The organism is Bradyrhizobium liaoningense (assembly GCF_018130955.1).
GTDB classification, from domain to species: domain Bacteria; phylum Pseudomonadota; class Alphaproteobacteria; order Rhizobiales; family Xanthobacteraceae; genus Bradyrhizobium; species Bradyrhizobium liaoningense_C.
Window position 1 is genome coordinate 1 of the sequence record NZ_JAFCJM010000010.1, and the last position, 12,584, is coordinate 12,584.

The window sequence follows — 12,584 nt, forward strand, 5'->3', positions numbered from 1 at the left end:
TTGGCTTCGCGCTCGCGATGCGGCGCTATGATCCCGCCACGATCACCACCACCACCGGCAACGTCGCCGCCGCCAAGAGCGTCCCCAGTGCCACCGCCCCCGACACCGGGTTCACCAGCCGCTGATACTGAACCGCAAAGATGTAGGCGTTCGCGCCGGTCGGCATGGCCGCGAGCAGCACGACGACGCCGGCCGCCAGCGGCGGCAGGTTCAGCAGCTTTGCCAGCACGAAGGCGATCGCCGGCATCGCCGCGAGCTTGAGCGCGCACATCGAGACGACGGTGAGCTTTTCGGCCTTCACCTCGAAGCGGAACAGGTTGATGCCGAGCGCGATCAGTGCGGCCGGCGATCCCGCCTGCGCCAGCAGCTCGATCGTCTTGTCGACAACGGGGTGCAGGCCGAAATTGGCACCTTTCGGACCTTGCAGCCCCGCCTGATATCGGTTCTTGAAGGGAAAGCGGACTTCCAGGTTGTGCGCCCTGACTTCCGAGTTTGACCCGAAGCGGTCATTCGGCCGCACTTTCAAAGACCCATTTCGCCTCAAATAGCCGTAGAATTTACTCATTGCGTATTGGATGATGCGATAGGAGCTCGCGAAGCTCTTGTGCTGGGCTCCTTGGTTGCCAAAGATTAGGTGCCGCATGGAGTGCCCAAGCTGCGGCAGCGCGAATCCGGAGAGGAAGCGGTTTTGCGGCGACTGCGGCGCCCCGCTGGCGCTTCGCTGCTCTGCTTGCGGAGCCGAGAATCCACCGGCCAAGAGGTACTGCGGCGATTGTGGCGCTGCGCTGACGACATGTTTGCCACCCAGCCCGCACGTAGCGGCAGCGCAGGGGCCCAAGAACAGGCGCGAAGAATCGTTGGCGCTGCCCGCTCGGAGCCGATCGGCCGAGCGCCGGCAGGTCACGGTGATGTTCTGTGACCTAGCAGGTTCGACCGCGCTGGCAACCCGCCTTGATCCCGAGGAGATGCGCGACGTTCTCACGGCGTTTCAAAACGCGGTCACTGGCGAGATCGCGCGGCTCGAAGGCCACGTCGCGAAGCTGATGGGCGACGGCATCCTGGCTTATTTCGGCTGGCCGAGAGCCCATGAAGATGAGGCTGAGCGGGCCGTCCGCTCGGGGCTCGCCATCGTCGCAGCGGTGGCCCGGCTCCGGACGCCGATGGGTGTGCCGCTGGCCTGTCGGGTCGGGATTGCAACCGGTTTAGTTGTGATCGGGGACCTCGTTGGCGAAGGCTCAGCGCAAGAGGAGGCCGTGGTGGGCGACACCCCGAACCTCGCCGCCCGCCTTCAGGGGCTTGCCGAACCGGGCAAGGTGATCGTGGCTGATACTACGCGCCGCCTTCTCGGCGAAGTGTTCGAGCTGACCGATCTCGGTCCACAATCGGTTAAAGGCTTCGCCGCCCCGATCCGCACGCATCTCGTCGAGGGCGAGACGGCCGTCGAGGGCCGTTTCGATGCCCACCGTGCCCTGTCGGTGCCGTTGGTCGGCCGTGCGCAGGAACTGGCATTGCTTCTGGGCCGCTGGCAACTGGCGCGGACCGGTGAAGGTCAAGTCGTGCTGCTCTCGGGCGAGCCCGGGATCGGCAAGTCGAGGCTCGTGCAGGCGCTACGTGAGGCGACGCGGGGTGAGCGCCGCGTGAGCTTGCGCTATCACGGCTCGCCCTATCACGCGAATGACGCGCTCTGGCCGGTGGTGCAGCAACTCGTACGGGCGGCCGGGCTTGGCGCGGCGGGCTCAACCGAGGTCAGGCTCGACAAAGTCGAAGCTCTGCTCGCGAGAGCGGTCGCCGACCCGCAAGTGCCGGCACCGCATCTGGCCAGGCTCCTCGGCCTCGAAGCGGGTGGTCGCTATCCGGTGCAGGACCTCACCCCGCAGCAGCAGAAGATACGGACATTCCAGGCCTTGATTGCCCAGCTCGAGGGTCTAGCTCGCCAAGAACCCGTGCTCGTTGTTGCCGAGGACCTGCACTGGTTCGACCCGACGACGATGGAGCTGTTTGAATCCGTCGTGGAGCAGCTGCAGCACTGGCCGGTCCTTCTCCTCGGGACCTTCCGCCCAGAGCTTCCGGCGCCCTGGACCGGCTTTCCACATGTCACACTGCTGACGCTCAACCGTTTGGGGCGCGGCGACACGACGAGGCTCATCGACGGCATCGCGCGCGGACGCAGCCTGCCTCCGCCCGTCGTTGACGCAATCCTGACCCGGACCGAAGGCATCCCGCTGTTCACGGAGGAGCTGACGAAGACGATTCTCGAGTCGGATCTGTTGCGTGCCACGGATCACGGCTTCGAGCTGACCGGCCCGTGGCGGCAACCCGCCATCCCGAACACGCTGCAGGACTCGCTCATGGCCCGCCTCGATCGGCTGGGTTCCGTGAGAGAGCTGGCGCAAGTTGCCGCGTGCATTGGTCGGGAGTTTAACTACCAACTGCTCGCTGCCGTGACCGCGCGATCGGAACCCGATCTGCTCGCCGCCCTTGACCAGCTGGTGGCCTCAGAACTGGTGTTCCGCCACGATCCTGCGCCTACATCGACATACAGCTTTAAACATGCGCTGGTGCGCGATGCGGCCTACGGCAGTCTGCTCAAGGAGCGCCGCCGCCAGATCCACTGCCGCATCGCCGAGGTGATTGGAGAGCAGTTTCCGGAGATTGCAGCCGGCCATCCGGGCATTCTGGCGCAGCACCTGAACGAGGCAGGTCTGTTTGAGCTGGCCACCGAAGCCTGGACGCGAGCCGGACTCGCGGCGCTCGGCCGCTCGGCCATGAACGAGGCGACGAACGCGCTTCAGAACGCGTCAAAACTGCTCGGCGAGCTTCCGGATACGAACGAGCGCAAGCAGCGCGAACTCGACCTGCTAGGCCCGCTCGGCGTCGCCCTCCTGAACACCCGCGGCCCCGCCGCGCCGGAGACCGCCGCGACCTACGAGCGTGCCGCGGTACTCGCGCAGCAGCTCGGCGACAATGAGAGTTGGCGCCGTGCGCGATGGGGGATTTGGCGTGTGGCCAATGTCCGGGCGCATCTGCACGAGGCAGCCGCGATCGCCGACGGGCTGCTAGAGGAGGCGGCACGCGAAGGGAGCGCGGCTTGGGCCCTGCATGCACATCACGCCGCCTGGTCGACGCGGCTCTTCATGGGCGATCTCGCGACCGTCTGCCGCCATGTCGACATAGGGCTTGCGCTCTACGATATCGATCGTGATCCTGCCGATTGCATCGCTCTCGGCGGCCACGATGCGCGTGAGTGTGGGCTGATCCAAGCCAGCAATTCGCTATTGGTCATGGGCTTTCCGGATCGCGCCCTCGCCATGAACCGTGCCGCAATCGAGCACAGCTTCCGCCTGGGCATTCCTCAGGCGATTGGCCACGCACATAACTGGAGCCTGATCCCGCTCCAGCTCGTCGATGACACTCAGGAACTCGAGGCGCGCACCAATTTCCTGGCTGATCTCGCCGAGCAACACGGAATGAACATCTACTATGCCGAGGCGCGGATATTGAATGCCTGGCTCGGTGTGAAGCACGACCGAGATCCGAAGGCGCTGAAGGCCATGCGCGACTTCTTCGAGCGCCGGCTCGCTATGGGGACGTACTTCCTCCAAACCTATTTCTATTGGCTGATCGGGGAGGCCGCCTTGCAGCTCGGTCGCGCGGAGGAGGCCCTCGCCGCAGCCAAAGAGGGCTTGGCGCGAGCCTCTGCAACAGCCGAGGGCTTTTGCGTCGCCGAGCTGCACCGTCTTATGGCGCGCTGCCAGCTCGCGCTGGACGCCAGCGATTCCGAGAGCGCTGAGCACGCGCTCCAGGCTGCATTGGCGGATGCACGTGCTCGCTCGGCCCTCCTCTGGGAGGTGCGTGCGGCGAAGGATCTGGCGCGGCTTTGGAGCGAGCGTGTGCGTCGCGAGGAAGCGCGTGACCTCCTCTCGTCGGCCTACGCCCGATTCACTGAGGGGTTCGACACGCCAGATCTGAAGGACGTGAAAAGGCTGCTTGAGCAGCTGAGGGACTAGACTCTACCACTTTGTCTGTCCGTCACAGGTTAGTACCCACGAACTGTTCGGCCTGAGAACCTTGGAACAACCTTCACCAGGCGTTGTGTTAGGCGCCCCCACGAACGTCCACTCAAGGAGTGGCGACTTCCGCGTTTGGCCCTTCTCGGAAGTGGCGCGATGTTCGCGTGACGTCCGGAGTGCGCTGCAGGGCGGACGAAGGCCAGCGCGAGAAGAACTTGACCGACGCAAATTTGGCTTCGCGCTCGCGATGCGGCGCTATGATCCCGCCACGATCACCACCACCACCGGCAACGTCGCCGCCGCCAAGAGCGTCCCCAGCGCCACCGCCCCCGACACCGGGTTCACCAGCCGCTGATACTGAACCGCAAAGATGTAGGCATTCGCGCCGGTCGGCATCGCCGCGAGCAGCACGACCACGCCGGCAGCCAGCGGCGGCAGGTTCAACAGCTTTGCCAGCACGAAAGCGATCGCCGGCATCGCCGCGAGCTTGAGCGCGGACATCGCGACGACGGTCAGCTTTTCGCCCTTCACCTCGAAGCGGAACAGGTTGATGCCGAGCGCGATAAGCGCCGCGGGCGAACCCGCCTGCGCCAAAAGCTCGATCGTCTTGTTGACGACGGGGTGCAGGCCGACACCGGTGAAGCGCCAGATGACGCCAAAGCCGATCGCGATCATGATCGGGTTGCGCGCGAGATCCAGCAGCACCGGTCCGATGATCGACACCGCTGATCCCGTCTGCCTGCGGTCGACCCATTCCATCTGCAGCGTGCCGCAGAGCCACAGCAGCGGCGTGTTGACCGACAGGATGAGGGCCAGCGGCCCCGCGGCCTGGCTGCCCAGCGCCGAGATCGTCAGGGGAATGCCGAGCATCACGATGTTGCCGTAGACCGAGCCGATCGCGAACACGACGCCGTCCTCGCGCCGCGCGCGCAACAGCGCCGAGATCGCCAGCGCCGCGATCCAGGTGATAGCGAGCGCGCCGTAATAGGCGCCCCACATCCGCCAGGGGCTGACATCGGGGAATTCGGAGACGACGATGGTGCGGAACAGCAAAGCGGGGATCGCGATTGAGAAGGCGAATTCGGAGATGCCCTTGTGCGCGGTCTCGGAGACGAAGCGAAACAGCACCGACGCATAGCCGGCCGCGATCAGGGCAAACACCGGCGCGACGATCAATACGGTGGCCATGCGGCTTCACCTCAACCGTCGCACGCGTCCTCGATGATAGTCTTATGCACCCGATTTGCCCGACGTGTCAACCGATATTTCGTAAAATCAGCAATTGGTGCCGCTACGCGCGGAAATCGTCGGGTCGGCAAAGCCAACGGGTCGCGCGAATGCGCGCCCTATGACAGGCTCCGCGTGCCCACCACTTTCATCGCCGCGCAAGAAGTGGTGGGCACGGCGCTCCGCGCCTTTGCCCACCCTGCGAGAGCTTGCCACCCTGCGGCTACTTTGCATGGGGTTGTTTTTGAGGTTTTGGTTTGAGGGGCAGGGGAGCCTGAGGGGCGCGAGCCCGATCTCGCCAGCTCTGCCGGCCTCAGCCTCCTCGCTCCTCTGGTCTGGCTGGTCTTCCGCTGAGATCCCTGTTGCCGGGAGCGCACAGGGGCGAAATGTCGTGACGGGCTCGCCTTGCCAAGCCCCTGGCCATCGCCCACACTCCGATTCGACTTGGCGATGGGGGGATGGATGCCGGCGTTCCGCTTGGGGAGTTTTGCGTGTGCTGCGGCCTTCGCCGCCGCGCTGACCGTTCTGATCCCGTCCGCCACCAGCCACGCCTATACGCCGGAGCAGGAGCAGGCCTGCACGCCCGACGCGATGCGGCTGTGCAGCCAGTTCATTCCGAACGTCGACGCCATCACCGCCTGCATGATCGAGAGGAAGGCGCAGCTCTCGCCGCAGTGCCGGGCCTTCTTCCGCCCCGGCCCCGAGCCGGGCGAGGCCGCGGGCCGGCCGACCAACATCAAGCCGGTCGCAGCAGTGAAGAAGACCAAACCGGCCGCAACAAGGAAGACGACCGCGAGCAAGAAGAAGAAGCCCAGGGACGACGAAGGCTAGGCTTCGCTGGATCGGACGGATTTGTAGCCACGTTGGGACTGCGCTCCCTCTCCCGCTTGCGGGCAGGGCAATCGCATATGGCGATTCCCTTGGCATGCTCGTGCCTCAGGCTCGTCATGCCCGGGCTTGTCCCGGGCATCCACGTTCTTCGTGCTGCTGGAAAGGTCGTGGATGGCCGGGACAAGCCCGGCCATGACGGTGTGGCCGCGGACTCTGTTTGTTCGCCTCGCGTCGCCGATTGTCTGCACCGATTACCAGCCGGGTCGACGGAAAAGAGTCGAAAATCGGTTTGCTCGGGCAGGTTGCGTGCCGCTTCGTCCCGAACGGATGCTCAAAAACGCCCGAATGCCTGCGCGACAGGCAATTCATTGCGGTTTGTGTCGGCGTTGCGCGGGACAGTGTGACTCAAAAGCCAACAAGCCTGTTATTTCGTGGCGCCGGCGCAACTCCCGGTAAATTTTTCTTTCCCGAATCAGCGCGCTGATTCATTTTCACGACCTGGGGTCAATCTGGAGGCCAAGGGTATGAACGTTATTGTTTTCGCATCGCGTAAAGGCGGCTCGGGCAAGAGTACCCTGGCCGCACATCTCGCGGCGCAGATCAAGGGTAGCAAGCCTATCCTGCTCGTCGACGCGGATCCGCAGGGGTCGCTGACGTTGTGGCACAAGCTTCGTGGCACCAACGAACCGCCGATCAAGGCTGCGGTGAACTCCGTCAGCGGCATCGTCTCCGCTGCCAAGCGCGACGGCTATGAATGGGTCTTGATCGACACGCCGCCGAACCTCTCGGCCGTCGTCGACGACGCGATCAAGAACGCGACCATGGTGATCATTCCGGCGCGGCCCGGCGTGTTCGACGTCAACGCGGTGCAGGAAACGATTCAGATGTGCCGTGCGGCGCGCAAGCCCTACGCGGTCGTGCTGAACGGTGCTCCGGCACGTCGCGACGAAGCCGAAAGCCCGATCGTCACGATCGCGCGCGAGGCGCTGGCAAAGTTCCGCGCACCGGTATGGGGCGGGCAGATCACCAATCGTTCGGATTTGTTGATGGCACTGAGCCACGGCGAAGGCGCGCGCGAGTATCAGGCCGAGAGCCGGGCGGCACAGGAGATTGCAAGGCTATGGGCCGCGATCGAGCGTTCGGTCAAGGCGATCCGCGGCACGGTGTCGGCCTCGGGCGCGATGCACAGGCAGGCAGCGTAGTTTTTAATTGTTTTCATTGCTCGGCGGAAACGCGCGGTCGTCCGCGCGTTTTGCGTTTCTGCCGGTGTCTTGGTGGTTACGCCACCATCAGCATGTAGAACACGATCACCGGCGACAGCGTCAAGATCACCGACCAGATGCCGGCGGCCCAGAGAATGTCCTCGGTGGTGAAGCCCTGCTGATCGGCGGCCTGACAGGCCGGCGCCAAATTACCTTCTGTATTCACGATCGCCCCCGCGATTTCTTCGCTTATGGGCGAGAGTGATACCAGCGCGGGCTTAAAAACCCGGTCGCGATTTCGCTCGCATTTGAACACAGGCACTACCGCGGATTAACCACGGTAGCCGCCTGCATCAGCCGGCGAGCCAGATGCGAAACAGCAGCACCGGCATCAGGCCGAGCATCACCGCCCAGAAGCCGAACGACGAAATCACCAGAATTCCCTGCAGGAGATCGGCAGGCGCATGGTTTCGCGCGGTCCGATCGCGAGTGCGAAGCCCCATGGTTTCCCCCTATGGATCGTGCCTGGAGAGAAACGATAGGACCCGATGCGTAAACGAGACGTGGATGCCCCATGCGGCAACGCGAGAGCGATTCACGCGAGGTTAACCACGGTGCATCACTTACCCTCCCCTGGAGGGGACCTGGAGGGGGAGGGTCGATCGCGCGAAGCGCGAGCGGGGTGGGGTGACGGTCTCTCCACATCGAGCAGTGCCCGTGTTGAGAGATCACCCCACCCCGTCTCACATTACGCTTCGCTCCATGTGAGCCGACCCACGCGCGAACTCCGCTCGTCGCGGACCCCTCCAGGGGAGGGTAAGCGCGCACCGTGCATCGGATCGAAGAACGCTACGCCGCAACCTTCATCCTCTGCTGGATCTCGCGATCGAGCGTTGCCGCAAGTTCGCTGCCGATCTCCACCATCGGCAGGCGCACCTCAGGGCTGTCGATCAGGCCCGTGCGCCACAGCCAATACTTTGCCGGCGCAGGGCTCGGCTCGGTGAACAAGAGCCGCGTCAGTTCGGCGACCTCCTGCCAGCGCGCCAGTGCGGCATCGGCGTTGCCGTGCCTCAATTCGCTTTGCACGGCGGCAAAAGTTACGGTCTCGATGTGGGCCGAGAGCAGGATGCCACCGTCGGCGCCGTCGCTGAGAGCTTCGTGGTAGTTGGCATCCTCGCCGGTCAGCACGCGAAAGCCCTTGGGCCGGTCGCGGAGCAGCGCGATGGTTTGCTCGCGGCTCGCGCAGCAATCCTTCAGGCCGACGATGTTGTGATGCTCGGCAAGTCGGAGCAGCGTCTGGTTCGTCATGTTGACGGCGGTACGATAGGGGATGTTGTACAGCGCCAGCGGCCAGGCGGCGTGATCGGCCAACGTCTCGAAATGCGCCACGAGGCCGCGCTGCGAGGGCCGCACATAATAGGGGCTTGCGATCAGGTAGCCGTCGATCGCCCAGTCGGCGCTCTCGTCGAGGCGCTCCTTCATCGCACTTGTGTCGGCGCCCGACAGCCCGAGCAGGATCGGAACGCTGCGGCGCGAAGCCGCCATCTCGTCGCGCACGGTCGCGACCAGGCGTTCGAGCTCGCTTGGCCGCAGTGTCATGCCTTCGCCGGACGTAGCACCAAGGATGAAGCCGTCGACGGCTTCTGCCGTGTAGTGGCGCGTCAGCCGCTTGAGCGATGTCTCGTCGAGGCGGCCGTCGCGAAACGGCGTGACCAGCGGCAGCCAGAGGCCGCGCAGATGATGTCGCAGATCGGTCATGTTCCTTCTCCTGTCAGTTAGGTCTGCGACGGAGGGCACATGAAAAAACCCCGTCCAGACGGCGGGGTTTTGGGAATGCGGCGATGACGACGTAGCTACTGCGCGCAAATATCCCAAGGCCCCGGATGGGGGCCTTTTTTCGAGATGGCTGCGCACGACTTCGTGATCATTGGCAAATGATGCGCGGGCTGCGCGGAACTGTCAACACGCGCGGAAAGCGAAGGCCGAATTGCCCAGAAAAAAAGCCGGGCCCGAAAGAGCCCGGCTTAGGTATTGGCCACGTGAGGCCGACACAATCACCTTCCAAGAGGGATTACTGAACGCCCGCGCCACTGGAGGAGGGGGACAAATGCGCAACGCGAAAGCTCAGCGTGAAAACAGTATGGGCTCGCCTGACGTCTTGCAGCAACCGCCGAGGTCGCATGTCAGTCATGCGGAAATCAGGACGGCCAGCGCTGCGCCTTGCTCACCACGAAGTCGCGGAACACCTGCACGCGCGCGACGGTTTTCAGCTCTTCCGGATAGACAAAATACGTATCGAGCTGGATCGAATCCGACTCGCCGAAGAGCTGCACCAAGCGGCTCTGGTCCTCGACCAGATAGTCCGGCAGTGCCGCGATCCCGAGTCCCTGCTGACAGGCGCGCACGAGGCCGAGGATGTTGTTGACCCGGAAATAGGCCTCGCGCGGGCCGCTGCCGTTGCGGGCGGCTTCGACCAGCCAGTTGCGGTTCTGCAGATGCGGCGCGAAGTTGCCGTCCGAGAGCGTGATGATGCGGTGCGCATCGAGCTCCTCCAGCGTCCGCGGCGTGCCGAAACGCTTGATGTATTCCGGCGAGCAATAGGCATGGAAGCCCATTGCAAAAAGCTTGCGCTGGATGAGATCCGGCTGCGTCGGCTTGCGGGTGCGGATCGCGACGTCGGCCTCGCGCATCGAGAGGTCGAGCTCCTCGTCGGTGACGATCAGCGAGATCCGGATCTCCGGATAGAGCGCGGTGAACTCGCCGAGCCGCGGGATCAGCCAGTTGATGCCGACGCCGGGCGTGGTGGTGATCTTGAGATCGCCGCTCGGCCGCTCGCGGCTGTCGGTCAATTTGGCGCGCGCCGCCTGGAGCTGCATGAACACGTCATGCGCGGTGCGGAAGAGCAGGTCGCCCTGCTCGGTGAGGATCAGGCCGCGGGCATGGCGGTGAAACAGCGAGACCGAAAGCTCCTGCTCCAGCGCTGAAACCTGGCGTGACACGGCCGATTGCGACAGGCCGAGCTGTTCGCCGGCGTGGGTGAAGCTGCCCGCTTCAGCCGCCGCGTGGAACACCTTCAGCTTGTCCCAGTCCATATCTGTGAATCCGTCGCGTGATCTGGGCATGGTGTCTATTCCGCTGCCGCGCGCTCGCTGGCGCGCAGGGCCAAGTATCGTTCGGCTTCCAGTGCCGCCATGCAGCCGAGGCCGGCGGCTGTCACGGCCTGACGATAGGTCTCATCGGCGACGTCGCCTGCGGCGAACAGGCCGGGCACGGAGGTGGCGGTCGAGTTGGGGGCGACCTCGACATAGCCCGACGGTTTGAGTTTCACCTGTCCCTTGACGAGCTCGGTCGCGGGCGCGTGTCCGATGGCAATGAAGACGCCGTCGGCTTTCACCTCGGTCGTCGCGCCGGTCTTGACGTTCTTGAGGCGGACATGGGTGACCTTGCTCGGGTTGTCGGCGCCGCAGATCTCGTCGATCGCGCTGTCCCAGATCACCTTGATCTTCGGGTTCTTGAACAGGCGCTCCTGCAGGATGCGCTCGGCGCGGAAATGATCGCGGCGATGAACGATCGTCACCTGGCTGGCGAAATTGGTCAGGAACAGCGCTTCCTCGACCGCGGTGTTGCCGCCGCCGACCACCATCACTTCCTTGCCGCGGTAGAAGAAGCCGTCGCAGGTGGCGCAGGCCGAGACGCCAAAACCCTTGAACTTCTCTTCCGAGGGCATGCCGAGCCAGCGCGCCTGTGCCCCGGTCGCCAGGATCACAGTGTCGGCGAGATAGACGTCGCCGCTGTCGCAGGTGAGGCGGAACGGCCGCTGCGCGGTTTCGAGCTTGGTCACCAGGTCGGTCTTGATCTGGGTGCCCATGTGGAGCGCCTGCTTCTCCATCTGCTCCATGAGCCACGGGCCCTGGATCACGTCGGCGAAGCCCGGATAGTTCTCGACGTCGGTGGTGATGGTGAGCTGGCCGCCCGGTTGGATGCCCTGGATCAGGATCGGCTCGAGCATCGCACGCGCGGCGTAGATCGCCGCCGTGTAACCGGCGGGGCCGGAGCCGATGATGACGACCTTGGCATGGATGGGCGCGCGCATGTTGACCGGTGCCTCTCTCTCGGGGGAGTTGCAGCGCGGGCGCGGATAGTGCCTGGGAAGGCGCCGCGGAGGCGCTGAAATGTCAGAGCTAATCTAAGCCTTCCAGCCAGCTATGCAAGAATTGCAGCCCATCACTCCGAATTTTCCACCTTGGAACGAAAGTCCTGTGCGGTGCACGCGCAATAAAATTGCGCATTTCAGCCAGACTGGGCTATGAGGATTGCGACGAACCCATCCGATACCGCCATAAGGCCAGGAGTTCCAATCACGTGTCGCGGAACCTAGACGAGATCGACCTTAAAATTCTCGCCGAGATCCAGGCCGACGGGCGAATCACCAATGTGGAACTCGCCAAGCGCGTCGGCATTTCGCCGCCGCCCTGCCTGCGCCGCGTCCGCGCGCTGGAGGAAGAGGGCTATGTGCACGGCTATCGCGGGCTTTTGGACCCGCGAAAGCTTGGCTTCGATGTCACGGTGTTTGCTGCCGTGCATCTGTCGAGCCAGGCGGAGGCGGACTTGCGCGCCTTCGAAGATTTCGTGCGCGCCGAGCCGCTGGTACGGGAATGCTGGATGCTGTCGGGCGAGGTCGACTTCATCCTCAAATGCGTCGCCCCCGACATGGCGACCTTCCAGGATTTCGTCACGCACCTGACGGCCGCCCCGCATGTCCGCAACGTCCGCACCTCGCTGGTGCTGCACAACTCGAAATACGAAGCCGCTGTGCCGCTCGAGGTGAAGGGGCGCAGGTAAGCGCTACGCCCGCCGCATCGCGTCCAGGCTGATCGGACCGCCGCCCGCCGTCGCCAGATAGAGGCATGCAAAGCAGAACAGGATCGCCAGCGTGCCGTCGTTGACGAGCGGGAAGAAGCTGTGCGGCAGATGCTCGATGAAATAGGCAAAGGCCATCTCGCCTGACAGGACGAAGGCGACGAGCCGGGTGAGCAACCCCAGCATCAACAGACTACCGAGCACGAGCTCGATCATGCCGGCAACGCCAAACAGCGACAGCGGCGTGACCTCGGCGAACATCTCGACCGGCGGAAACTTGAACAGCTTTGCGACGCCGAACTGAAACAGCAAGAGCCCGGTGATGAAGCGGAACAGGCTGAGCAGATAAGGCTGGCACTGCGCGGCGATGCGATCGACGTCCATCGTGTCCTCCTCTGAGGTCGTGAGCAGCGACCCCAAGGATGACGGAGGAACGGACCGTTCACAATCGTGT

12 protein-coding genes and 1 pseudogene are annotated in these 12,584 nt (G+C 64.2%); 5 read left to right on the top strand and 8 right to left on the bottom strand.

Annotated elements, in window-relative coordinates; genetic code table 11:
• Positions 1-25 precede the first annotated feature (25 nt).
• Complete coding sequence (locus JQ632_RS10675) at positions 26-520, bottom strand: AEC family transporter (protein WP_312015594.1); 495 nt, start codon at positions 518-520, stop codon at positions 26-28.
• A 121-nt stretch (positions 521-641) separates the two neighbouring features.
• On the opposite strand from JQ632_RS10675, the pseudogene JQ632_RS40435 reads away from it, so the two are divergent.
• Positions 642-767, top strand: a pseudogene (locus tag JQ632_RS40435) (double zinc ribbon domain-containing protein); the annotation flags it as partial.
• 90 nt (positions 768-857) lie between these two features.
• Positions 858-4,007, top strand: coding sequence for an adenylate/guanylate cyclase domain-containing protein (locus JQ632_RS10680; protein WP_249151730.1), 3,150 nt, complete (start codon positions 858-860; stop codon positions 4,005-4,007).
• 258 nt (positions 4,008-4,265) lie between these two features.
• On the opposite strand, the gene JQ632_RS10685 is transcribed toward JQ632_RS10680, so the two are convergent.
• On the bottom strand, positions 4,266-5,198 hold the full coding sequence (locus tag JQ632_RS10685; RefSeq protein ID WP_212402272.1) for an AEC family transporter: 933 nt from the start codon (positions 5,196-5,198) through the stop codon (positions 4,266-4,268).
• Between the two features lie 501 nt (positions 5,199-5,699).
• Between JQ632_RS10685 and JQ632_RS10690 the strand changes: the two genes are divergently transcribed.
• Complete coding sequence (locus JQ632_RS10690) at positions 5,700-6,068, top strand: hypothetical protein (protein ID WP_212402273.1); 369 nt, start codon at positions 5,700-5,702, stop codon at positions 6,066-6,068.
• Positions 6,069-6,592: 524 nt separating this feature from the next.
• The gene (locus JQ632_RS10695) at positions 6,593-7,270 is read left to right on the top strand and encodes a ParA family protein (protein WP_212402274.1); all 678 of its coding nucleotides are present in this window, start codon (positions 6,593-6,595) and stop codon (positions 7,268-7,270) included.
• Positions 7,271-7,346: 76 nt separating this feature from the next.
• Here the strand turns inward: JQ632_RS10695 and JQ632_RS10700 are convergent, their stop codons facing one another.
• From JQ632_RS10700 to trxB, 5 genes are all read right to left on the bottom strand, one after another.
• Positions 7,347-7,496: a hypothetical protein gene (locus JQ632_RS10700; protein ID WP_212402448.1), complete on the bottom strand. Its 150-nt coding sequence runs from the start codon at positions 7,494-7,496 to the stop codon at positions 7,347-7,349.
• Positions 7,497-7,623: 127 nt separating this feature from the next.
• Entirely contained in the window at positions 7,624-7,773 is a 150-nt protein-coding gene (locus tag JQ632_RS10705) for a hypothetical protein (protein WP_212402275.1), read from the bottom strand.
• 346 nt (positions 7,774-8,119) lie between these two features.
• A complete protein-coding gene (locus tag JQ632_RS10710) occupies positions 8,120-9,028 on the bottom strand; it encodes a 4-hydroxy-tetrahydrodipicolinate synthase (RefSeq protein ID WP_212402276.1) in 909 nt (302 codons plus the stop codon).
• A gap of 440 nt (positions 9,029-9,468) precedes the next feature.
• The gene (locus JQ632_RS10715; RefSeq protein ID WP_212402277.1) at positions 9,469-10,392 is read right to left on the bottom strand and encodes a LysR family transcriptional regulator; all 924 of its coding nucleotides are present in this window, start codon (positions 10,390-10,392) and stop codon (positions 9,469-9,471) included.
• Between the two features lie 5 nt (positions 10,393-10,397).
• On the bottom strand, positions 10,398-11,363 hold the full coding sequence (gene trxB / locus JQ632_RS10720) for a thioredoxin-disulfide reductase (RefSeq protein WP_212402278.1): 966 nt from the start codon (positions 11,361-11,363) through the stop codon (positions 10,398-10,400).
• Between the two features lie 269 nt (positions 11,364-11,632).
• Between trxB and JQ632_RS10725 the strand changes: the two genes are divergently transcribed.
• Positions 11,633-12,112, top strand: a complete 480-nt coding sequence (locus JQ632_RS10725) for an Lrp/AsnC family transcriptional regulator (RefSeq protein WP_212402279.1) — start codon at positions 11,633-11,635, stop codon at positions 12,110-12,112.
• Between the two features lie 3 nt (positions 12,113-12,115).
• Here the strand turns inward: JQ632_RS10725 and JQ632_RS10730 are convergent, their stop codons facing one another.
• Complete coding sequence (locus JQ632_RS10730; protein WP_212402280.1) at positions 12,116-12,514, bottom strand: DoxX family protein; 399 nt, start codon at positions 12,512-12,514, stop codon at positions 12,116-12,118.
• Positions 12,515-12,584: the final 70 nt, after the last annotated feature.

Bases quoted from the DNA above. Each gene is read 5' to 3' on its own strand.
- JQ632_RS10685 (WP_212402272.1), bottom strand. From the start codon at position 5,198: ATGGCCACCGTATTGATCGTCGCGCCGGTGTTTGCCCTGATCGCGGCC.
- JQ632_RS10690 (WP_212402273.1), top strand. From the start codon at position 5,700: ATGCCGGCGTTCCGCTTGGGGAGTTTTGCGTGTGCTGCGGCCTTCGCC.
- JQ632_RS10695 (WP_212402274.1), top strand. From the start codon at position 6,593: ATGAACGTTATTGTTTTCGCATCGCGTAAAGGCGGCTCGGGCAAGAGT.
- JQ632_RS10705 (WP_212402275.1), bottom strand. From the start codon at position 7,773: ATGGGGCTTCGCACTCGCGATCGGACCGCGCGAAACCATGCGCCTGCC.
- JQ632_RS10710 (WP_212402276.1), bottom strand. From the start codon at position 9,028: ATGACCGATCTGCGACATCATCTGCGCGGCCTCTGGCTGCCGCTGGTC.
- JQ632_RS10715 (WP_212402277.1), bottom strand. From the start codon at position 10,392: ATGCCCAGATCACGCGACGGATTCACAGATATGGACTGGGACAAGCTG.
- trxB (WP_212402278.1), bottom strand. From the start codon at position 11,363: ATGCGCGCGCCCATCCATGCCAAGGTCGTCATCATCGGCTCCGGCCCC.
- JQ632_RS10730 (WP_212402280.1), bottom strand. From the start codon at position 12,514: ATGGACGTCGATCGCATCGCCGCGCAGTGCCAGCCTTATCTGCTCAGC.